We start from the raw sequence: 21,230 nt of genomic DNA on the forward strand, positions 1-21,230 counted from the left end.
ATGACAGACCAGACCCGGCCCAGCTTTCGCGCGGCCCTTTCCAACAGGACCATACAGATGACCCTTGGCGCCCTCGCCCTGACCGCCATTGCCGGCGTCGCGCTGGCCGCGCAGGCGCCCGCCAGCGTCAATGCCAATGACAAGGCCGCGATCGAGAAGATCGTGCACGACTATATATTGGAGCATCCCGAGATCATCCCGCAGGCGGTGGAGAAGTTGCAGGCCAAGCGCATGTCGAGCACCATCGATGCCAGCCGCAGCGCGCTCGAAACCCCCTATGCCGGGGCATGGGAAGGCGCGGCCAATGCCGACGTCACCGTGGTCGAATTTTTCGACTATGCCTGCGGCTATTGCCGCGCCTCGCTGCCGGACCTCGCCAAGCTGGTCAGCTCGGACGCGAAGGTAAAGGTCGTCTATCGCGAATTGCCGATCTTGTCCGAAGCCAGCAGCGACGCCGCCAAGGTGTCGCTGCTCGCCGCCGAGCGTGGGCAGTATATGCCCTATCACAAGGCGCTCTATGGCGCGGGCAAGGTGACGCGCGAGACGATCCTGGCCGCCGCCGCCAAGGCGGGGCTTACCAAATCGGAAGCCGAATCGGCGATCGCGTCGACCAAATATGATTCGGAAATCCAGTCCAACATCGCGCTCGCCCAGAAATTGCAGGCCAGCGGCACCCCGACCTTCGTGATCGGCGGTCAGGTGCTCAATGGCGCGGTGGGTTTCGATGCGCTGAAGGACGGCGTGGCGAGCGCTCGCGGGAAATAACCCACGCCCGTTCGCTTCGAGCGTGTCGAGAAGCGGGAAGCGCTGCGCCGGCGTTTCTCGACTTCGCTCGAAACGAACGGACTCTTGCCGCCTCACCCATTGACTTCCCCCCCCCTTTTGCCTATCGGACGCCCCCTGACTGGTGGCCGCTGATTTGGCGGCCCTTTTTTGTCACGCCTGATTCTCTATCTGTTTTGAGGAATGAACGATGAAGCGCACTTTTCAGCCGAGCAATCTGGTTCGGAAGCGCCGTCACGGTTTCCGCGCCCGCATGGCGACCCCGGGTGGTCGCAACGTGATGCGCGCCCGTCGCGCTCGCGGCCGCAAGAATCTCTGCGCCTGACTTCCACGCCTGAAAATGCTGCCGCGCCGGCCATGATGGTCCGGCGCGCGGATTTTCTGGCGGCGAATCGCGGACGCCGCGCCCCCATGCCGGGCTTTGTCCTGCTGGTGCGTGAGCGCGGCGACGGCGATCCGGCGATGCGTTATGGCATCACGGTGACCAAGAAAGTTGGCGGCGCTGTCATCCGCAATAGGATGAAGCGCCGTTTTCGCGTTCTGGCGCGCGAGTTGCTGCCGCTGCATGGCATTGCCGGCGCGGATCATGTGCTGATCGGCCGGGATGGTGGGATCGAGCGCGATTTCACCCTGCTCCACGCGGAACTGACCAAGGCGCTGGGCAAGATCATGTCCCGCCCGGTCGATCCCCCGCGCGATTCGTCGCGGACTGGCAATCAGAACAGGGGCCGTGGCCGCCCTTCCCGCGACAAGCCGCAGGCGCACAAGCAGGAAAAGGGGGCGTGATCGCCCGCCTGCTGATCCTGATCGCGCGCTTCTGGCAGCTTGGTCCTTCGCGCATCCTGCCCCCCACCTGCCGCTACGCCCCATCCTGTTCCGAATATGCGATTGTGGCCATCCGCAAATATGGCGCGATCAAGGGTAGCTGGCTGGGGTTCAAGCGGCTAATGCGATGCCACCCATGGGGCGGATCGGGCTACGACCCGGTCCCCTGACATAGCAGACATAAGACGGCGGAGCCGAAAAGCGTGGACGAAAAGAAGAATATCATTCTGGCGGTGCTGCTGACCGCAGCGATCCTGTTCGGCTGGCCCTATGTCTCCCATTATGTCTTCCCGGCGGCCAATCCGCCCGCGACGAAGATCGAAGGCGGCAAGACCACGCCGGTCGCCGCGCCCGGTACCGATACGGCCGATGGCCCGGCCGTGATTCGCGATCGCGCGATCGTGCTGAAGGAAAGCCCGCGCGTGCCGATCCGCACGCCCAAGCTGACCGGATCGATCAACCTGAAGGGCGCGCGCATCGACGATATCGTGCTGCCGACCTATAGCGAGACGATCGCCAAGGATTCGCCCGCCGTCCGCCTCTACAGCCCCAGCGGCACCGCCGACGCCTATTTCGCCGGCTTCGGCTGGCAGGGCGAAGGTCTCAAGACGCCGACCAAGGACACGGTCTGGACCGCGCAGGGCGCCGCCTTGACGCCGACCAGCCCAGTCACGCTGACATGGAACAACGGCGCCGGCCAGACCTTCGAAATCCGCCTTTCGGTGGACGAAAATTACATGATTACCGCCGCGCAGAAGGTGTCGAACACCGGCGCCGGCGCCGTGGGCGTAAAGCCCTACAGCTATATCAGCCGCAACGGCATCCCCAAGGACCCCGACACCTGGACCATCCATGTCGGCCCGATGGGCGTGTTCAATGGCGCGGCAAATTATGACGTGAATTACAAGGATCTGGACAAGGGGCCCTCGACCCAGAGCTTCCAGTCCAAGGGCGGCTGGATCGGCTTCACCGACAAATATTGGCTGTCCGCGCTGGTCCCGGCCACCGACGCCGACTTTGCCGGCCAGTTCCGTAAGGGTGCGGGCACGCAATATCAGGCCGACGCCGCTCTGGGTTCGACCATGCTGGCGCCCGGGAAGGCCGCGACCCAGACCATCCGCCTGTTCGTCGGCGCCAAGGAAGTGAAGACGCTGGAAGCCTATCAGGATGCCGGCATTCCGCTGTTCGATCGCGCGATCGACTGGGGCTGGTTCTACTGGTTCGAAAAGCCGATCTTCGCGCTGCTGCACTGGCTGTTCGAAACGCTGGGCAATTTCGGCGTCGCCATCATCGGCCTGACCTTCTGCGTCCGCGCGCTGATGTTCCCGGTCGCCCAGCGCCAGTTCGCCAGCATGGCGGCGATGCGCGCGGTGCAGCCCAAGATGAAGCTGCTCCAGGAGAAGTATAAGGACGACAAGCCGCGCCTCCAGCAGGAGATGATGGCGCTGTACAAGCAGGAGAAGGTGAACCCGCTCGCCGGCTGCCTGCCCATCTTCATCCAGATCCCGATCTTCTTCGCGCTGTACAAGGTGTTGCAGCTGACGATCGAAATGCGTCACCAGCCCTTCGTGCTGTGGATCAAGGATCTGTCCGCGCCCGACCCGATGCACATCCTCAACCTGTTCGGCCTGCTGCCCTTCACCCCGCCCTCCTTCCTGGCGATCGGTGTGCTGGCGCTGCTGCTGGGCATCAGCATGTACTTCCAGTTCAAGCTGAACCCCGCGCAGATGGACCCGATGCAGCAGCAGATCTTCTCGATCATGCCGTGGATGATGATGTTCATCATGGCGCCGTTCGCGGCGGGCCTGCTGGTCTACTGGATCACCAACAACTGCCTGTCGATGGCGCAGCAATGGTGGCTTTATCGCAAGCACCCGGTCGCTGCCCCCGCGACGGCGAAGTAAATCGCGGCACCACGCCCGTTCGTTTCGAGCTTGTCGAGAAACGGGTGCCTACGGTTCTCGACAAGCTCGAACCGAACGGAGTGTGGAATGACAGAAGAAGATAACACCGCCCTGATCGAGGAAGCGCGCAAGCTGTTTTCCGGGCCGATCGCCTTCCTCAAGTCCGCGCCGACGTTGGATTTCCTGCCCGACATGGCGGTCAATGAGGTCGCCTTTGCCGGCCGGTCCAATGTGGGCAAATCGTCGCTGCTGAACGCGCTGACCAACCGCAACGGCCTCGCCCGTACGTCCAACACGCCGGGGCGCACGCAGGAACTCAACTTCTTCGACGTGGGCGATCCGCTGCGCTTCCGGCTGGTCGACATGCCGGGCTATGGCTATGCCAAGGCGCCCAAGGATCTGGTGAAGAAGTGGCGCTTCCTGGTGAACGACTATCTGCGCGGGCGCGCGGCACTGAAGCGTGCGCTGGTGCTGATCGACAGCCGCCATGGCATCAAGGATGTCGATACCGACATGCTGGACATGCTGGATGGCGCGGCGGTCAGCTATCGCATCGTCCTGACCAAGAGCGACAAGATCAAGGCCAGCGAACTGGCCGCTGTGACGCAGAAGACTGCCGACGCGATCCGCAAGCGCCCAGCCGCCCACCCCGACATCATCGCCACATCGAGCGAGAAGGGCATGGGTATCCCCGAACTGCGCGCCGCGGTGCTGGAAGCCGTCAGTCAGGGATAAGACGCCATGGCCGACGACGATTATGTCTATGACGAAGCGACCGGCGAATGGATCAGCGCGGCCGATGCCGCCGCGAAATCGGACGCGACCAGCGCGGTGGAAGTACGCGATTCGGTCGGCAATTTGCTCGCCGATGGCGATCAGGTGACGCTGATCAAGGATCTGACCGTCAAGGGTGCAGGCCAGACATTGAAGCGCGGCACGCTCATCAAGGCGATCCGCCTGACCGGCGACGCGCAGGAAATCGACTGCAAATATGACGGGATCAAGGGACTGGTGCTGCGCGCGGAGTTCGTGCGGAAGCGGTGAGTGCGGATTGCACCTGTCTCCTTCTTCCCTTTCAAGGGAGGGACCGGGGATGGGTACACAACACCAGCGGCGCCCTATTACCGATAGGTTGGAAACTCGCTTCGCTCGCACCCACCCCAACCCCTCCCTTGAAAGGGAGGGGCTTAATATATGCCCACCCTCAAAACAGGCTATATTGCGCGTCGCCCTGTAGCGTCCATGTACCGACCGTATCATGCCGGGTGCGGCCGACATGGCTGCATATCAGCACCAGTTCCTCCACGCGCCAGCCAAAGCCGTCGATGCGGCGCTGCCCCGGCGGACCGTCGCGATAGAAGAGCGTCTGGTGCGGGCTGAAGGACCAGTCCTCGCGCGGCGGGGTCGCCGATCGTTTCAGCGTGTCGGCCACCTGCCGCTGCAACCGGGCCAGCGCCGCATTGCTGCGCGACGGACGCAGCGCCGCCGACCGGCCACCATAGCTCAACCGATCGAGCAGCAGGTCGAACGGATCGGCCATGATCCGCGTCGCCGCGCCCTGCAACCTCTCGATCAGCGCCTGTGGATATGTCGGCACATCCGCGGAAATGCCTAGCGTCACATGCTGGTGCGCAGGCAATATGCGATCAGCCCCGCCCGCCAATATCTCTGCATAATGATCGATCTGCCGTGCGACGCGCGGCGGCGGCTTCACCGCAAAGAACAGGCGATAAATGGGGGCAGCCCGGCGGCCCATATAACGATTCCCGAATCATGTAGAATGTTCTTTATATGTTCCATTCCCTTTTGTGTCGATTGGGTCAGGAACCCGAATCGCCCTATCCTGCGTTAAGACCCGATGGAGGAAAGGAGTGAGGCATATGCAGCACACAATCGCCAGCCTGTCCGAGAAGATGCAGCATATCGATTTCGCGATGCTGTCGACCCATACCGAGGACGGCCATATCGGCGCCCGGCCGATGAGCAACAATCAGGATGTCGCCCATGGCGGGGACAGCTATTATTTCACCACCGAAGATACGCTGATGGTGCGGGATATCGAGCGCGACCCGCGCGTCAGCCTGTCCTTCCACGGCAAGAGCGGGTTGTTTGGCCAGCGCCCGCTGTTCATCGCGCTGGAGGGCCATGCGTCCCTGATCCGGGACCGCAGCCTGTTTGTCGATCACTGGAATCCCGACCTGGAACTGTGGTTCGAGGATGGCGTCGACACGCCGGGTCTGGTGATGATCCGCGTCCATGCCGAACGCGCCCATTATTGGGACGGACAGGATGAGGGCGAGCTGGAAATCGACGTGATGCATTGATCGGGATGCGCGGCCGGACGATCGCCCGCATCACGCTTGCCGTCCTTTATGCGCTGGCCGGCGTCGCGCACCTGATGCGACCGGCTGGCTTTGTCGCGATCACACCCGATTGGGTGCCCGCGCCCACACTGGTCGTGGCGCTGACGGGCGTTGGCGAACTCGCCGGGGCAACGGGCCTGATGATCCCGCCGTTGCGCCGCGCCGCCGGGATCGGGCTGGCGCTCTATGCCCTGTGCGTCTGGCCGGCCAATATCAACCACGCGATGAACGACATAGCGCTGGGCGGCGTACATCTGAGCTGGTGGTATCATGGCCCGCGCCTTGCGCTGCAACCGGTCATCATCTGGTGGGCGCTCTGGGCCAGCACCGTCATCGACTGGCCCTTCCGACGAAGGTAGCAGCCGGTAGCAGGTTGTCTTTCAGGGCCAGCAGCTTAGGGTGCGCGTCCATATCGAAACGAACAATCTGGCATCGGCGAGGCGGCATGACCCGGCACATTCCCTGGATTTTGACCGCAATTCTCGGCGCGGTGGCGCTGGCCGTGGTGGCAGTGTCGCGCGGCGAGGCCGTCAATGCGCTGTGGATCGTGGTCGCGGCGGTGAGCTGCTTCCTGGTCGCCTATCGCTATTATGCCCTCTATATCGCCCGCCATGTGATGCGGCTTGATCCGTCCCGGCCCACCCCGGCGATCCGCCGCGCGGATGGCCTCGACTATGTGGCGACCGACAAGACAGTGCTGTTCGGTCATCATTTCGCGGCGATTGCGGGCGCGGGGCCGCTGGTCGGCCCGGTGCTGGCGGCGCAGATGGGCTATCTGCCCGGCACATTGTGGATCATCTTCGGCGTAGTGCTGGCAGGCGCTGTGCAGGACTTCATGGTCCTGTTCATCTCCATGCGCCGCGACGGCAAGTCGCTGGGTGAGCTGATCCGCATGGAAATGGGGCAGGTCGCGGGCACGATCGCCTTGTTCGGCGCCTTCATGATCATGGTCATCATCCTCGCCGTTCTGGCGCTGATCGTGGTCAAGGCGCTGGCGGAAAGCCCGTGGGGCATGTTCACCGTCGCTGCTACCGTGCCGCTGGCCATGGCCATGGGCGCCTACACACGCTGGATCAGGCCCGGCCGCATCGGCGAAGTGTCGATCCTCGGCCTCATCGGCCTGCTCGCCGCCATCGTCTATGGGCAGGCGATCGCCGAATCACCGGTCTGGGGCCCGGCCTTCACCTTCACGCCGGTGCAGCTCTGCTGGATCCTGATCGGCTATGGCGCGGTCGCCTCCGTCCTGCCGGTCTGGCTGCTGCTGGCGCCGCGCGATTATCTGTCGACCTTCCTCAAGATCGGGGCGATCGCGGCGCTCGCCGTCGGCATCGTCATCATGGCCCCGCCGCTCAAAATGCATGCCGTCACCCAGTTTGTCGGCGGCAATGGCCCGGTCTGGTCGGGCGGCCTCTTCCCCTTCCTGTTCATCACCATCGCCTGCGGGGCGGTGTCGGGATTCCATGCGCTCATCTCCAGCGGCACCACGCCCAAGCTGATCGCCAGCGAAGCCCATGCGCCGATGATCGGCTATGGCGCGATGCTGATGGAGGCGTTCGTGGCGATCATGGCGCTGGTCGGCGCGTCGATCCTGGACCCCGGCATCTATTTCACGATGAACAGCCCGGCCGCGCTGATCGGCACCGATCCGACAAGCGCTTCGGCCGCCGTCACCGCCATGGGCTTCCCCATCTCGCCCGATCTGATCGCGCAGACGGCGAAGGATGTGGGCGAACATACGATCATCAGCCGCGCGGGCGGTGCGCCGACGCTGGCGGTGGCGATGGCGGAAATCTTCAGCCATGTCGTCGGCGGGCCGGCGATGAAGGCCTTCTGGTATCATTTCGCGATATTGTTCGAGGCGCTGTTCATCCTGACCGCCGTGGACGCCGGCACCCGCGCCGGCCGCTTCATGTTGCAGGATCTGATCGCGCTGGCGGTACCCAGCTTCAAGGAAACGAAGAGCCATGTGCCCGGCATCGTCGCCACGGGCCTGTGCGTCGCGGCCTGGGGCTTTTTCCTCTATCAGGGCGTCACCGATCCTCTGGGCGGGGTGAACACACTCTGGCCAGTATTTGGCATTTCCAACCAGATGCTCGCGGCGATCGCGTTGATGCTGGGCACGGCGGTGCTGTTCCGCATGAAGCGGGATCGCTTTGCCTGGGTGACGATGGTGCCGGCGACGTGGCTGCTGATCTGCACCCTGTCGGCCGGCTGGCTGAAGCTCTTCTCCGCCGATGCGAAGGTCGGGTTCCTGGCCCATGCAGCGAAGTTCAGTGCCGCAGCGGATGCCGGCGAGGTGCTCAGCCCCGCCAAGTCGATGGCGGAGATGCAGCGGATCATCTTCAACGACCGGGTCGATGCCGCGCTGGTGGCGCTGTTCCTGGCGGTGGTGCTCTCGCTGCTGTTCTTCACCGTGAAGACCTGTCTTGCCGCGCGTCGCATCGCCGCCCCCACCGCACGCGAAATTCCGTCGCAACTGGTGCCGGCGGAATGAGCGGCTGGCTCGACATTGCGCGCCGCACCGCGCGACTCATGGTCGGCCAGCCGGACTATGACGCCTATCTGCGCCATATGGCGGACCAGCATCCGGACCGGCCAGCCATGACTCGCATCGAATTTTTTCGTGACCGACAGCAAGCTCGCTATGGCGGCAAAAATGGCGGTCGCTGCTGCTGAAACCACACAAGAAACAGTCTGTTAACAATTGTCCGGAACGACACATGCTGCAACACTCGTAATATTACGACTGTAAAATCCAAATTCGCGACCAGAAATTTCAAAAATACGCCATATGGGGTATTGATCGCTTCCGTCGCTTTGCTAGGGCGCGCCATCCTTTGTGCCCGACAGCGTAGAGGATGTGCTCCCTGCCCGTCCCTTGCGGCAGGGGGCACCCATGATCTTTATCTCGACGCGTTGAAGCCCGCGACCATCCCCGCACAGATCGACAGGGCAATTTCCGCCGGACCGATAGCACCGATATCGATACCGGCCGGGCCATCGATGCGGGCCAGATCCTCTGCCGCAAAGCCCAGTGCCGCCAGCCGCTCCAGCCGTGCCGCATGGCTGCGGCGCGACCCGAGCGCCGCGACATAGCCGGTCGGTGCCCGCAGCGCCGCGGCCAGAGCGGGATCGTCTATCTTGATGTCATGGCTCAACACCACCACCGCCGTCGATTCGCCCGGAAGCCGTGCCGCCACCGCCTCGTCCGGCCAGCGGTCATCCAGTTCGACGCCGGGAAAGCGCTCCGCCGTCAGGAAGCGACCACGCGGGTCGATCACCACCGGCGTAACCCCGATCGCCTGTGCCAGCGGCACCAGACTCTGCGCAATCTGCACCGCACCCACGATCAGCAGGCGGCGCGGCGGATCATAACGGTTGAGGAAATCGCCATTGTCTCCTTCCGTGCGGGTCACGCCACTGGCCAGATCGGTCGCCAGCGTCAGCGATCGACCGGCGTCATTCTCCGTCGCGATTCGCGCAAACAGATCCGGCACGAAGCCCGCGCTGCTCACCGGCTGGACCAGCACGGCGATCTCGCCGCCGCAGGGCAGGCCGACCTCCCAGGCATCCCCATCGGCCACGCCATAGCGTTCGACATGGGCCGCCCGCCCGTCCATCACCTCGGCCGCGCGTTGCAGGACGGCGCTTTCCACGCAGCCGCCGGAAATGCTGCCTTCGAACCGGCCGTCCTGATGCACGATCATATGGCTGCCGCGCGGACGCGGCGCCGATCCCCATGTCGACACCACCGTCGCCAGCGCCATGCGCGCACCGCGCCATTCGATCGCCTTGCGGATCACCGCACCATTGTCGTTCAAGTAAAGCTCCCCGGCCTGCGACAGCGCATCCAACGCCGGACCCTGCATCCGTTTCCCATATGGGACGCGGATGCAGCCACGCCTAGGACCAATCTCTAGTGCAAGCGCCTGCCACTCCAGACGACCCGACCGACGATATCCACCAGCGCCGGGTCGATGTCGGTCCAGTCGGGATAATGGGGGTTGTCGCTGACCACGCTGAACCAGCCGCGTCGCGGCCCCATGGCGATGCGCTTGACCATCAGCACCCCGTCCAGCCGCAGCACATAGACGCCGTCGCGCAGCCGGCCGGCATCGTCGTCATGATCGACCATGATATCGTCGCCATCATTCAGCGTCGGCGCCATCGATTCGCCGTCCACCCGGATGATCGACACGCGCTGTGGCCGTACGCCCAGGTGGCGCAGCCAGCGCGCGTCGAACGCCATCACCCCGGCCGCCTGTTCATCCTCGTCCAGCGATCCCTGTCCTGCCGACGCGCCCAGCGCCAGGCGCGGCACGGCCACCACGGCCGGCATACCACGCATCCGGATCGGCGCAGCACCCGCAGCGGATACAGGCACCTCTGCCCCGCCCAGCATCTGTTCCGGCACGCCGAAATAGCGCGCCAGCACGCGGCGATCGGCCTCGTCCAGCTTGCGCGGCGTCCCGCGTTTTATGAACTGCTGGATATAGGCCGGATTGCGGCCGATCAGCCGGGACAGATCGGCATAATTCTCCCCCCGTTCGGCGATCAGCCGGTCCAGCGCGATCCGGGCGTGCTGCGATTCATCCATATCCAGTCCATAATGATAGGAATTTTCCTAGACAAGTAGGAAATCGAGTTTGAGATAGGAATATACCTATCGACTCGCATCGGGCGAGTCGCACTGACGGGGGAGAAGAAGGCTCATGCTGCTGCCTATGATCGAGCGATTCCTGCGCGAACATGACATGCCGCCAACCCGGTTCGGACGCGATTGCGCGCGCGACCCGCGCCTGGTCTTCGACCTGCGCCTGGGCCGGGAACCCGGCGATCGGGTGCGGAGACGTGTAGAACATTTCATGAACACATATCGCAGGAGCGTCGGCCAATGACAAGCGCGGATCATCGCTTCAGAGGTGCGAAAATCATCCGAAATCAAGCAATAGGAAAAAGACGGGACGATCCGCTGCCGGCCCTGCTGGTGCAATTGCTCGCCCGGGCGGGCCAGCCCGCGAGGATCGAGCGGGCGGTCAGCCGCCCTTGGGCCAGCGCCCTGTTCCAGGGCCGCCGCCATGTCATCAGCCTGCGCCTGACCGGAGAGGATGCGCAGGCCCGCCGCGACCGGCTGCTGGACGAACTGCCGGAAGCCGAGTGGACGCTATCAGGCTATTTCGTCGGCGATATCTTCGTGGATCGCGACGGCTACGACGATCAGGGTCAATGGCTGGACCTGTCGGCCCTGACGGTCGAGGACTGGTAGGATCAGCGCCGGCTGGCCATGGAGCGCAGCGCACCCAGCGCGGCACGCAGCGCGTCATCCTGATCCTGCTCCACGCTGTCGCGGACCGGGACGGCCGGGGCGACCGGCATGTCGGCGATCGTGCCCGCCGGCGCGCTCATCTTGCGCGATCGGTGGGCGAGGCCCCGCTCCAGCCGGTCGGTCAGTTCGGTGATCGACAGGCCATGGGTCGGCAAGGGCGCCGGACGGACCGGTTCGACCGCCCGCTCGGCCGCGGAAAGGGGGGCTGACGTCGGCATGGCCATGGCCGGGGCGATAGGGGCGGTTACCGGCGGCGTCCAGATCGGCTCCGGAATGTCGGCAACGACATCCTCGGCAACGACATCCTCGACGACGGCTTCGTCCTCCATCTCGTCCGCCGACTCATCCTGTACGAGGGTCGGCGCGGCAAACGGGCCGGCCGGGCGCAGGAAGGCGGGCTGGGGCAATTGGTCGTCGGCCAGCGGCATCGGCGCGCTGGGCATGGCCAGATTGCCCAATGGCACGACCGTGTCGCGTTCCGGTTCGCGCTGCGTCACCAGTGGGCGACGCCCCGCTTCGGTTCTGGGAAAGATATCCAGCCCATCAAAGTCGCGGCTGGCGAAGATGGGCGGGCGCGATGGCGCATCGGGATGGGCGTCGGCGCGGCGCAGGACCGGCATGTCCGGTTCGGGCGCGGCGCGGCCACGGGCCAATGCGGTCAGCTTTGAGAATGCGAAACCCATTTTTCTTGCTCCCTGGGCGCGTTTGGCGCGCCCTTCTTGATCTTCCAGGGCCGGCACCCCCGAATCGCGGCGCGTCAGGCCAACCACGCCCACCGCCATCAATCCGGCGAAACCCGCCATCATCAGTCGCGCCTTCAGGCCCAGCGGCGGCGCCGCCGCCGGCAGCGCTTCGCTCAGGCCGCTCGACGCCACCAGCATCTCGACCAGGCCGACCGGCATCCACAGGAACAGCAGGGCGACGGACAGACCGGCCAATGCCGCCATCGCCATGCCCCGCCTCCTGTCGATTCCTGCCGGCACGTCTTCGTTCAATCCTTGCTCAAGCGGCTACCCGCGTCCCCGTCGGGCGCGCCAGCAGCCGCTGGTAAACAGGCTCATAACGCAAAATGTTTGACGACCAGTTACGCTCCCGCTCCACAAAGGCGCGGGCGACGGTCCGCCGCTCGTCCCAGATCGCGCGATCCGCGAACAGGTCCGCCAGCGCCGTCGCGATCGCGGCCGGATCATCCGGCGCGAACAGGGTGCCGGTGACGCCATCCTCGATCAGCTCACGATGTCCGCCCACGCTCGAAGCGGCAACGAGTCGCCCTTGCGCCATCGCCTCCAGCGGCTTCAGGGGCGTGACCAGATCGGTCAGCCGCATCGCCTTTCGCGGATAGGCCAGCACATCGACCTGCGCATAATAATGTTCGACCTGATCGTGCGGCACCCGGCCGACGAAGACGATATGGTCGGCAAAGGGCGATGCCATCGCCTGATCCTGCAAAGCCTGTTCCATCGGCCCGCCACCGACCAGCAGCAGCTTCGCCCTTGGCCGGGCGCGCACGAGTCGCGGCATGGCGGCAATCAGGTCGTCCAGCCCCTCATAATCATAGAAGCTGCCGATGAAGCCGACGACGTCTGCGCCTTCGAGGCCGAGCTTCGCGGTCAGCGCCGCGTCGCGATCGACCGGTGCGCCGAACTGGTCCATGTCGACGCCATTGGGCGACACGACGATCTTCCCCGCATCCACGCCGCGCGCGATCAAGTCGCCGCGCAGCCCTTCGCAGATCACCGCGACGGCATCGGCCGCGCGCACCGCATGGCTTTCCAGCTGGCGGGTCAGCCAGTAGCGCGGACTGCCCTCCACGCCGGTGCCGTTGCCGACCGCTGCATCCTCCCAAAAGGCGCGAATTTCGTAGATCATCGGCAGGCCATGGCGCTTGGCCACGCGCTGCGCCGCGATCGCGTTCAGCACCGGCGAATGGGCATGGATCACGTCTGGCCGCCACTGCCGCACCAGCGCGTCGATCGCATCGGCGTGGGCCGCAATGTCGCGCCATTCGCGAATCAGCGGATTGCCGCCAGCCGCCGTCCCAGGTGTGCGATGGAAGGTCAGGCCGTCCACCACCTCTTCCGATGGTCCATCCGCGACATGGCGATGCCCGGTGATGCCACGCACGTCCCAGCCACGCGCCATCTGCGCACGCAGGATCGCACGGGTGCGGAAAGTGTAGCCGCTGTGCAGCGGCAGACTGTGGTCCAGGACATGAAGTATGCGAGTCATAGCCCGATCTGTTTGCCGAAAAAGGTTTAACGGCCCGTCAACTCTGTCTGGTTAGTGGAGGGACCGTGCCAAACGGAATCACCCCAGACCCCATGATGGACGCGCGATGATCGACGCCCTGTCGCTGCTGATCAGCCATGGCGTGATCCTGCTTGCCGCCTGGCGCCTGTTGCCGCGCGCCGATCTGGACCGCGATCCGCCGCCCCAGCGGCCGCCTGCGTCGGAGCCACGGTCCGATGCGTGACCTCTTCTTCATCGCCTTCCTTGGCCTCTTCGGCCTGATGGGTCTGCGCCGGCCATTCCTGCTGGTCGCGGTCTATGCCTATATCGACATCGTCTCGCCCCAGCGCCTGTCCTATTTCCTCCTCAACTCCATCCCCATCTCCGCCATGGCCTTTGCCGCCATGGTCGGGGCCTGGCTGGTGATGGATGACAAGAAGGATTGCCGATTCTCCGTGCGGCAGGGGCTGATGCTCCTACTGGTGGCTTATTGCGGCTACACCACCATGACGGCGGATTTCCCGGCCGAGGCGCTCACCAAATGGAACTGGGTGTGGAAGGCGATCATCGCCGGCATCTTCCTGCCGCTGGTGCTGCGCACGCGATTGCGGATCGAGGCGCTGACCGTGTTCATGATCCTGTGCGCCAGCACGATCATCATCAACGGCGGCATGAAGACCGCGCTGTCGGGCGGCGGCTATGGCGTGCTGAACCTGATGGTCGAGAATAACAGTGGCCTTTATGAAGGCAGCATCATCAGTTGCGTCGCCATCGCGCTGATGCCACTCATCCTCTGGCTGTCGAACCATGGCACCATCTTCCCGCCCGACTGGCGCGTGAAGGCTTTCTGCTATGCCCTGTACCTCGCCTGCATGCTGATGCCGATCGGCACGGAAGCGCGCACCGGGCTCGTCTGCCTCGTCCTGCTGTTCGGCATGATGCTGATGCGGTCGAAGAAGAAATTCGTCTACGGCCCGCTGCTGGCCGTCGCGGCGCTCGCCGCCATCCCCTTCCTGCCCGCCAGCTTCACGCAGCGGATGGGGACGATCGAGAATCACCAGGGCGACGAGAGCGCCTCCACCCGCGTCGCGGTGTGGATGTGGACGCTCGACTATGTGAAGACGCATCCGGGCGGCGGCGGCTTCGACAATTATCTCCAGAACAGCTTCACCTATTTCGCCCAGAGCACCGTCGTCGACGGCGGCGGCGCGCGAATCGAACGCCGCACGGTCACCGATCGCGGCCGCGCCTATCACAGCGCCTATTTCGAGATGCTGGGCGAACAGGGCTATTTCGGTTTCTTCATCTGGGCACTGATCCACGGCATCTGCTTCATCCGCACCGAATCGATCCGTCGCCTCTATCGCAAGCGCGCCAATGATCCGGACAAATATCCGGACGAAGCCTGGATCTCGCCCTTCGCCTCTGCCCTGCAACAGGGTCATGTCGTCTATATGATCGGATCGCTTTTCGTGGGTATCGCCTACCAACCCTTCATCTTCATGATGCTCGCGCTCCAGATCGGGCTGGACACCTATCTGACCCGGCTGCGCAAGGAGACGGCCAAGCGCGACCTGGCCGCCACGCTTGCCGCGCGGCACGGAGTCCCGGCATGAACGGCGAATTGCGCGCGCTGGGCGTGGCCCATGGCCTGCTGCTGGGTCTGGCGCTGGCCTGCCCGCTTGTGGCGCCGGGCCTTTTGTCATGGGGCATCGACGCGCTGCTGCTGGTCGGCGGCTTCCAGTTGCGGCTGATGGATCGCCGCTTCACCCTGCGCATGGGGGCAAAGGAATGGGTCAGCCATATCATCATGGCCCCATCGCGACTGCTGCGCTGGGGGGCGGCGGCGGTGGTCGCGCTGATCGCCGGGGACATGGGACTGGCTGGCGCAATCCTGACGGCGGCCGTCGCCTGCGAACTGTTGGCCTATCCGCTCGCAACCCTGCTGATCGGCCGGCGCCGCCTGCCGCATGTCGCGGGTGCGCTTGCGCTGCTGATCGCGGCGACCGGCGCGATGGCCCAGCCTGCCCTGCATCTCACGCTCAGCTTCCTTACCGGTGTTGCCGCCTGCATGGTCTGGCTGCGCGGACCCGACGGCGAACCGCGCGCGCTCGCGCTCGCACTGGGCGGCGGCGCGGCTGCTGTCACGGCGTCCCTGCTCTTTCCCGGTGCACTTGCCTTCGCCGCGCCGACCTTTGCCGTCTGCGCCGCCTGGGTACTGGCCCATCTGTCGGTGCTGCGCCGTCCGGTCATGCCATGGCGGCTCAGTGCCGTGCCGGTCAGGCTGCGCCTCGGTCGCCAGCCCTGACCGCCATGCCGGCGCGCCGGGTACGCGGGAACGAAGCGGCAAATGGCGGGTTTTTCGCTGCAAATGCCCGACACCCCGCTCATCCACAGCGACCATGACTGCCCCGGCATCACGCGCCGCGCGCTGAAACATGGCTGGGGCTATTATCGCGCCGATGGCAGCCGCATCGCCGACCGGCAGGAAATCGACCGGCTGAACCGTATCGCCCTGCCGCCCGCCTATCGCGACTGCTGGTTCTGCCCCTCTCCCTACGGCCATATCCAGGCGACCGGCCATGACGACCGGGGCCGCAAGCAATATCGCTACCACCCCGATTTCCGCGCCGCGCGGGAAGCGGAAAAATATGCCGGCTGCCCCGATTTCGGCCGCGCCCTGCCCAAATTACGAGAAAGGCTGGAGGCCGACCTTTCGAAGCGTGGCCTGCGCAAGGACCGCACGTTGGCCGCCGTCATCCGGTTGCTCGACCTGGCCAAGCTGCGCGTGGGCAACGAACATTATGCCACCACCAACAAGAGTTTCGGCGCCACCACGCTGCGCCGCCGCCATGTCGACCTGAGCGGCAAGACGCTGACGTTGCGCTACCGTGCCAAGTCGGGCAAGCAGCAGCAACTGACCGTCACCGACACCCGCCTGCTGCGTTTCGTGCGGCAGGTACAGGATCTGCCGGGCCAGCATCTGTTTCAATATCTGGACGAGGATGGGGACGCGCGGCCGATCAATTCCAGCGACGTCAACGCCTATATCGCCGACGCCATGGGCGCGCCCTTCACCGCCAAGCATTTCCGCACGTGGGGTGCCTCCACCATCGCCTTCGCCACGCTGGCGGCCGGCCATGTCTCGTTGAAGGAGATGATCGCACCGGTCGCGCAGGCGCTGGGCAACACCCCGGCGATCAGCCGGAAAAGCTACATTCACCCCGCCCTGATCGCGCTTTGCCGCGACGGGCAGGACGAATGGCGCGCGGGGCTTCGCTTGCCGCGCCGAACCCGCTATCTCTCCCGCGAGGAACGCGGGCTGATCGCCTTCCTCGACGCGATCGCGGATTGCGCCCCGCTTGCAGCGGCGGCCTGATACATTATTTTCGACCAGACAGGATAGGCATGGCCGACAAGACCGACACTTCCCTTCCCGACCTCAGCGTCCACGCGCCCAACCTGCGCGAAATGGCGCACAGCACAATCGCCTGGTTCCAGTTGCACTATGTCCAGATACTGATCGCGGTCGGCGCGGCGACGCTGATCTATCTGGCGCTGACGGCGCTGCGCGAACTGGGCAAGCGACACAAGGGCGGCATCGGCGATCCGCTGGGCTATGCCAATGTGTTGGGCCGTGCGGCGGCGCGCACCACCCATTATTTCATGATCCTGGTCGCTGCCAAGCTGGTGGTTGGCTATGCGGACGCGCCGCCATCCTTGTCCAAGACGGTCACCTTCCTCTTCACCATCGCCACCGTATTGCAGGCCGCGCTCTGGGCGCGGGAAATCATCCTGGGCCTGATCGAGCGCAAGACGCTGGCAGAGGATGGCGGTGGGGAAACGCTGGCCAACGCCATGGGGCTGATCCGCGTGCTGGTCAGCTTCGCGCTGTTCGCCATCGCCGCGATCGTGGTGCTGGACAATCTGGGCGTCAACGTCACCGGTCTGGTCGCGGGTCTGGGCATCGGCGGCATCGCCATCGGTCTTGCGGCGCAGGGCATTTTTTCCGACCTGTTCGCCGCGCTTTCGATCATCTTCGACAAGCCATTCCGCCGGGGCGAGATCATCACCTATGACCAGACCACCGCGCGGGTCGAGAAGATCGGCCTCAAGAGCACGCGCCTGCGCGCGATGAGCGGCGAGAAGAAGGTGATGTCCAACGCCAATTTGCTGCAAAAGGAAATCACCAGTCTCCAGACCCTCGCCCAGCGCCGCGTCACCTATGCCATCGGCATCATCTACCAGACCGACGAGGCGAAGGCGGAAGCGATCCCCGCCATGTTGCAGGAGATTATCGAGGCGGAAGGGCTGATCTTCGTCAATTGCGGCATTATCGCCTTCGGCGCCAGCAGCCTCGACTATCAGCTCAATTTCGACGTGCCCGATCCCGACCATCATGACTATTTCCAGACCCGCCACCGCGTCGGCCTCGCCATCTGGAAGAGGTTCAACGCCGAGGGGATCGAATTCGCCTATCCCACCCAGACCAGCATCACCGCAGGCCCGGACGGCAAGGCGATCATGCCCTATCCCGAGGTTCAGCCGGTGCGTGCGGTGGGGGAGAAGGGCTGATCGACAGCCTTCCAATGTTGGATAATATCTGTTCCCTGCTGTCGGATGGAACAGGCCGTCCCCCTCGCACCGCGCCCTGCGCAATCCGCGCAGCGCCGCCAGCGTGCCCATGGCGCTTCGGTATCGCCTGCGTGGCGCGTTGGGGAGGCGTCGGGGACGCTTTACGAGCGCATCGCGAGCGCTTCGCCGCCATTTTGCCGACAATGGTGTGAACTTCGTCGGCGCGCGCCTGACGCGATCCGCCGCAATCACGAGTCGCCTCGTCCCGATCCGCCTTGCCGATGGGAAAGCGCCGCCCTAGCCGCCTTTCGCATGCAGAAAATCCACCTCGCCCTGACCGCCGCCGCGCTCTCCGTCGCCCTGCCCGCCACCGCCTCTGCCGAGGGTCTGGGCGCGGAGGCCAATTATGCCCGCGCCGACGGCCATTGGGGTACAGAACTGGGCGCGGGCTATGCCCTCAACATGGCCGGGTTCAGCCTGACGCCGGGCGCAGGCGTCTATATCCGCGATGGCGACACGAAGCTCTATGGCCGGGTCGAGGCCGCCTATACCATCCCGCTGTCGGCCACGATCGGCGCGGGCGTGCGGTTCAGCGGCGACAATACCCGCCCCTATGCGACGCTGGCGATGCCGATCATCCCCAAGCTGCGCGCCAAGGCCAATGTCGGTCCCAAATATTATGCGGTCGGCCTGACCCTGGGTTACTGATCGGGGGTTACTGATCGGGGGTTACTGATCGGGTGGGGTATTGATCGCGCGTCAGCCCTGCCCCCAGAGCGTACCGGGTTGCAACAGCCCGTCGCGCAGCGGCAGGCCGCCCTCCCGGTCCTGCGCCAGCAGCAGCGCGCCGTCCAGGTCGATCCAGTCCGCGCCCTGCGCCACCAGTGCGGCGGGCGCGATACCCAGCGACGTACCCAGCATGCAGCCGACCATGATGCGAAAACCGCGCGCGCGCGCCTCGGTCGCCAGGGCCAGCGCTTCGGTCAGCCCCCCAGCCTTGTCCAGCTTGATATTGACCGCGTCGAAATCCCCCAACCGGTCCAGATCGGCGCGTGTATGGCAGCTTTCGTCGGCGCAGAGCGGCAGCGGCGCGCGCACGCCCGCCAGCCGTTCCTCCCGCCCGTGGAGCACCGGCTGCTCGACCATCTCCACGCCCAGCGCCGCCAGCGCCGCCGCCTCGGCCGCGATATCCATGGCGTGCCAGCTTTCATTGGCGTCCACGATCAGCCGGGCGTCGGGCGCACCCGCGCGCACGGCGGCGATCCGCGCCCGGTCGCTCTCGCCGGTCAGCTTGCATTTCAGCAGGGCAAAACCCCGCGCCGCCGCCGCGCGCGCATCCGCCTCCATCTTCGCCGGATCGCCCAGGCTGATGGTGAAGGCCGTGGGCAGCGCGACCGGCGCGGCCAGTCCGGCCAGTTGCCACACCGGCGCGCCTGCCTGCTTCGCCTCCAGATCCCACAGCGCACAGTCGAGCGCATTGCGCGCCGCGCCGCGTGGCATATGGGTCAGCAGCGCGTCCCGCTGCAGCGGCCCGGCATAGGCATGGAGCGCCGCGACACAGGCTTCCGCGCTCTCGCCTTCATAATAGATTGCCGTGCCCTCACCGCGCCCTTCATGCACGCCGTCGCCCACGACGCAGACGATCACATCGACATGGGTCTTGGCACCGCGGCTGATGACGAAGGCCCCCGCCACCGGCCACCGTTCGACTGTCGCGGAAATTATACGGGTCATCGGCGTTCCCTGCGTCATCAATTGACCATTTTCGGCCTCGGCCTATCAGCCCTGTCATATGCGCGAAACAACCGCACCGGCATAGTCCTGCGATTCCAGAAGGAGCATGTTTTCCAGTGACATCCCGTGACCTGACCGGCTTTCTCCCCCTCACCGAAACGGGGCGCAGCGACAATGACCTGCCGCGCCGCCTGTCGGACATGGCCTGGCGCCTGACCTTTGGCGCGATCGGATGGCCCTGGCTGCTGGCCAGCCTGTCGGGCGGGCGCCCTGCGGACAAGCGCGCGTTGCTGGACGAATTGGGTCTGGCCCATGACGCGCTGCCGCATCTGGGCAGTTGGAAGGCGGATGTCGGCTTCCTGCGGCATATCGTGCGCGAAATCGCCCGACTGCGCCCCGCCCATGTGGTCGAACTGGGCGCCGGCGCCTCCTCCCTGATCGCCGCGCGCGCGCTGCAAATCCATGGCGGCGGCCGGCTTCACAGCTTCGACCAGCATGGCGGGTTCGTCGATGCGACGCGCCAGTGGCTTGCGGACAACGCCCTCGACGTGGACATCCGCCATGCGCCGCTGACCCATGAGAGCGCCGACTGGCCGGGGCGCTGGTACGCGATCGATCAATTGCCCGAGCAGATCGACCTCATCATCATCGACGGCCCGCCCTGGAGCGTGCATCCTCTGGTGCGCGGTGCGGCCGACAGCCTGTTCGCGCGCCTGTCACCCCATGGCGTCGTTCTGCTGGACGATGCCGCCCGCCCCGGCGAGCGGCTGGTGGCGCGGCGCTGGCGGCAGCGATGGCCGCATATCGACTTCCGTCTGATGAAGGACGGAACCAAGGGGACGCTGGTCGGCCGGCGGCGCGACACAAGCCTGCCGGTCGCCAATGACAATGAGGCCGGCCGCACCTGGCGTCATATGGGCCGCGCCGCCGCCATCGCGGCGCTGATCGCGACCGGCTGGATCGCGCGCGGCGAATTGGGCGAATTTCCACAGAGCGCGCAGGCCAGCAGCTTCCTGGACGAAGCGGCCGCGTCCCGCCGCGCCGGATTGCTGCGGCAGGGCATGACGTCGCAGGTCGAAAGCGCGACGCTCAACCCCCAGGAGATCGAACGGTCGACCGGCATCATCCTGCCGGTGCTGCCGGCAGGATGGCGCGTCACCGACGTTCAGCTTTTCCCGACCGCCGACAGCCCGGCCATCGCCATGAGCCTGACCACGCCGCAGGGCGAGGCGCTATCCTTCTTCGCCGACCGGGCCGAGACCCCGGCGGAGGCCACGCCGCTGATGGCACGGCGCGCGGGCGAAACGATCGCCTATTGGGAGCAGGGGACGATGGCCTATGCCCTGACCGGTCGGGGGGACACGCGCCGCGTCATGCAATTGGCGGGAGAGATTGCACCGGGATAATCGAGCCGGCCGGCAGAGCTGAAGGCGCCCTGCATGAAAGGGTTAGCATGGGTTTTTCCGGTCCTGGGGCGATTTCCCGGCGGTC

The 21,230-nt window shown here is 65.3% G+C and carries 26 protein-coding genes; 20 read left to right on the forward strand and 6 right to left on the reverse strand.

Annotated features, from left to right (window positions below):
• The 7 genes from ACNHGR_RS12280 (at position 1) to ACNHGR_RS12310 (ending at position 4,556) form a co-directional block, all read left to right on the forward strand.
• Positions 1-765 (forward strand): DsbA family protein, encoded by a 765-nt coding sequence (locus ACNHGR_RS12280; protein ID WP_184267643.1) that lies wholly within the window; start codon positions 1-3, stop codon positions 763-765.
• Positions 766-973: 208 nt separating this feature from the next.
• Positions 974-1,108 (forward strand): 50S ribosomal protein L34, encoded by a 135-nt coding sequence (gene rpmH, locus ACNHGR_RS12285; protein ID WP_021227954.1) that lies wholly within the window; start codon positions 974-976, stop codon positions 1,106-1,108.
• Positions 1,109-1,143: 35 nt separating this feature from the next.
• Positions 1,144-1,569 (forward strand): ribonuclease P protein component, encoded by a 426-nt coding sequence (rnpA, locus tag ACNHGR_RS12290; protein WP_475288405.1) that lies wholly within the window; start codon positions 1,144-1,146, stop codon positions 1,567-1,569.
• A complete protein-coding gene (gene yidD / locus ACNHGR_RS12295) occupies positions 1,566-1,778 on the forward strand; it encodes a membrane protein insertion efficiency factor YidD (RefSeq protein ID WP_088182279.1) in 213 nt (70 codons plus the stop codon). The genes rnpA and yidD overlap by 4 nt, the downstream gene beginning before the upstream one ends.
• Before the next feature lie 33 nt (positions 1,779-1,811).
• Positions 1,812-3,512, forward strand: coding sequence for a membrane protein insertase YidC (yidC, locus tag ACNHGR_RS12300; RefSeq protein ID WP_475286433.1), 1,701 nt, complete (start codon positions 1,812-1,814; stop codon positions 3,510-3,512).
• A gap of 87 nt (positions 3,513-3,599) precedes the next feature.
• Positions 3,600-4,247: a ribosome biogenesis GTP-binding protein YihA/YsxC gene (gene yihA / locus ACNHGR_RS12305; protein WP_475286435.1), complete on the forward strand. Its 648-nt coding sequence runs from the start codon at positions 3,600-3,602 to the stop codon at positions 4,245-4,247.
• 6 nt (positions 4,248-4,253) lie between these two features.
• Positions 4,254-4,556: an alkylphosphonate utilization protein gene (locus ACNHGR_RS12310; protein WP_475286437.1), complete on the forward strand. Its 303-nt coding sequence runs from the start codon at positions 4,254-4,256 to the stop codon at positions 4,554-4,556.
• A gap of 160 nt (positions 4,557-4,716) precedes the next feature.
• On the opposite strand, the gene ACNHGR_RS12315 is transcribed toward ACNHGR_RS12310, so the two are convergent.
• A complete protein-coding gene (locus ACNHGR_RS12315; RefSeq protein ID WP_475286439.1) occupies positions 4,717-5,268 on the reverse strand; it encodes a 2'-5' RNA ligase family protein in 552 nt (183 codons plus the stop codon).
• A 124-nt stretch (positions 5,269-5,392) separates the two neighbouring features.
• On the opposite strand from ACNHGR_RS12315, the gene ACNHGR_RS12320 reads away from it, so the two are divergent.
• From ACNHGR_RS12320 to ACNHGR_RS12335, 4 genes are all read left to right on the forward strand, one after another.
• The gene (locus ACNHGR_RS12320; RefSeq protein WP_184267653.1) at positions 5,393-5,836 is read left to right on the forward strand and encodes a pyridoxamine 5'-phosphate oxidase family protein; all 444 of its coding nucleotides are present in this window, start codon (positions 5,393-5,395) and stop codon (positions 5,834-5,836) included.
• Between the two features lie 5 nt (positions 5,837-5,841).
• Positions 5,842-6,234, forward strand: coding sequence for a DoxX family protein (locus tag ACNHGR_RS12325; RefSeq protein WP_475286440.1), 393 nt, complete (start codon positions 5,842-5,844; stop codon positions 6,232-6,234).
• An 86-nt stretch (positions 6,235-6,320) separates the two neighbouring features.
• Positions 6,321-8,369 carry a carbon starvation CstA family protein gene (locus ACNHGR_RS12330; protein ID WP_475286442.1) on the forward strand — a complete coding sequence of 683 codons (2,049 nt, stop codon included), beginning with the start codon at positions 6,321-6,323 and terminating at the stop codon, positions 8,367-8,369.
• Positions 8,366-8,551, forward strand: coding sequence for a CstA-like transporter-associated (seleno)protein (locus ACNHGR_RS12335; protein WP_184267660.1), 186 nt, complete (start codon positions 8,366-8,368; stop codon positions 8,549-8,551). Before ACNHGR_RS12330 ends, ACNHGR_RS12335 begins: the two co-directional genes overlap by 4 nt.
• Before the next feature lie 227 nt (positions 8,552-8,778).
• On the opposite strand, the gene ACNHGR_RS12340 is transcribed toward ACNHGR_RS12335, so the two are convergent.
• Positions 8,779-9,696: an XdhC family protein gene (locus tag ACNHGR_RS12340; RefSeq protein WP_475288407.1), complete on the reverse strand. Its 918-nt coding sequence runs from the start codon at positions 9,694-9,696 to the stop codon at positions 8,779-8,781.
• Between the two features lie 95 nt (positions 9,697-9,791).
• Complete coding sequence (locus ACNHGR_RS12345) at positions 9,792-10,472, reverse strand: helix-turn-helix transcriptional regulator (protein ID WP_184267661.1); 681 nt, start codon at positions 10,470-10,472, stop codon at positions 9,792-9,794.
• Between the two features lie 115 nt (positions 10,473-10,587).
• Here ACNHGR_RS12345 and ACNHGR_RS12350 point away from each other — a divergent pair, with 115 nt between their 5' ends.
• Both ACNHGR_RS12350 and ACNHGR_RS12355 read left to right on the forward strand, forming a co-directional pair.
• A complete protein-coding gene (locus tag ACNHGR_RS12350; RefSeq protein WP_475286445.1) occupies positions 10,588-10,773 on the forward strand; it encodes a hypothetical protein in 186 nt (61 codons plus the stop codon).
• Positions 10,774-10,862: 89 nt separating this feature from the next.
• Complete coding sequence (locus ACNHGR_RS12355) at positions 10,863-11,141, forward strand: hypothetical protein (protein WP_475286446.1); 279 nt, start codon at positions 10,863-10,865, stop codon at positions 11,139-11,141.
• A 2-nt stretch (positions 11,142-11,143) separates the two neighbouring features.
• On the opposite strand, the gene ACNHGR_RS12360 is transcribed toward ACNHGR_RS12355, so the two are convergent.
• Positions 11,144-12,148, reverse strand: coding sequence for a hypothetical protein (locus ACNHGR_RS12360; protein ID WP_475288408.1), 1,005 nt, complete (start codon positions 12,146-12,148; stop codon positions 11,144-11,146).
• 55 nt (positions 12,149-12,203) lie between these two features.
• Positions 12,204-13,430, reverse strand: coding sequence for a TIGR04063 family PEP-CTERM/XrtA system glycosyltransferase (locus ACNHGR_RS12365; RefSeq protein WP_475286448.1), 1,227 nt, complete (start codon positions 13,428-13,430; stop codon positions 12,204-12,206).
• Between the two features lie 106 nt (positions 13,431-13,536).
• Between ACNHGR_RS12365 and ACNHGR_RS12370 the strand changes: the two genes are divergently transcribed.
• The 6 genes from ACNHGR_RS12370 to ACNHGR_RS12395 all read left to right on the forward strand — a co-directional run bounded on the left by ACNHGR_RS12370 (position 13,537) and on the right by ACNHGR_RS12395 (position 18,713).
• Positions 13,537-13,674, forward strand: a complete 138-nt coding sequence (locus tag ACNHGR_RS12370) for a hypothetical protein (RefSeq protein ID WP_184267667.1) — start codon at positions 13,537-13,539, stop codon at positions 13,672-13,674.
• The gene (locus tag ACNHGR_RS12375; RefSeq protein ID WP_475286450.1) at positions 13,667-15,046 is read left to right on the forward strand and encodes a DUF5935 domain-containing protein; all 1,380 of its coding nucleotides are present in this window, start codon (positions 13,667-13,669) and stop codon (positions 15,044-15,046) included. The genes ACNHGR_RS12370 and ACNHGR_RS12375 overlap by 8 nt, the downstream gene beginning before the upstream one ends.
• Positions 15,043-15,738: a hypothetical protein gene (locus ACNHGR_RS12380; protein ID WP_475286452.1), complete on the forward strand. Its 696-nt coding sequence runs from the start codon at positions 15,043-15,045 to the stop codon at positions 15,736-15,738. Before ACNHGR_RS12375 ends, ACNHGR_RS12380 begins: the two co-directional genes overlap by 4 nt.
• A gap of 63 nt (positions 15,739-15,801) precedes the next feature.
• The gene (locus tag ACNHGR_RS12385; protein WP_475288409.1) at positions 15,802-16,809 is read left to right on the forward strand and encodes a DNA topoisomerase IB; all 1,008 of its coding nucleotides are present in this window, start codon (positions 15,802-15,804) and stop codon (positions 16,807-16,809) included.
• Between the two features lie 29 nt (positions 16,810-16,838).
• Positions 16,839-18,005: a mechanosensitive ion channel family protein gene (locus tag ACNHGR_RS12390; protein WP_475286453.1), complete on the forward strand. Its 1,167-nt coding sequence runs from the start codon at positions 16,839-16,841 to the stop codon at positions 18,003-18,005.
• Positions 18,006-18,317: 312 nt separating this feature from the next.
• The gene (locus ACNHGR_RS12395; protein ID WP_475286455.1) at positions 18,318-18,713 is read left to right on the forward strand and encodes a hypothetical protein; all 396 of its coding nucleotides are present in this window, start codon (positions 18,318-18,320) and stop codon (positions 18,711-18,713) included.
• 51 nt (positions 18,714-18,764) lie between these two features.
• On the opposite strand, the gene dgcA is transcribed toward ACNHGR_RS12395, so the two are convergent.
• Positions 18,765-19,739: an N-acetyl-D-Glu racemase DgcA gene (gene dgcA / locus ACNHGR_RS12400; RefSeq protein ID WP_475286457.1), complete on the reverse strand. Its 975-nt coding sequence runs from the start codon at positions 19,737-19,739 to the stop codon at positions 18,765-18,767.
• A gap of 116 nt (positions 19,740-19,855) precedes the next feature.
• Here dgcA and ACNHGR_RS12405 point away from each other — a divergent pair, with 116 nt between their 5' ends.
• Positions 19,856-21,145, forward strand: a complete 1,290-nt coding sequence (locus ACNHGR_RS12405; protein ID WP_475286458.1) for a class I SAM-dependent methyltransferase — start codon at positions 19,856-19,858, stop codon at positions 21,143-21,145.
• The last annotated feature ends 85 nt before the right edge of the window (positions 21,146-21,230 follow it).

Source organism: Sphingobium sp. RS1, assembly GCF_056156825.1.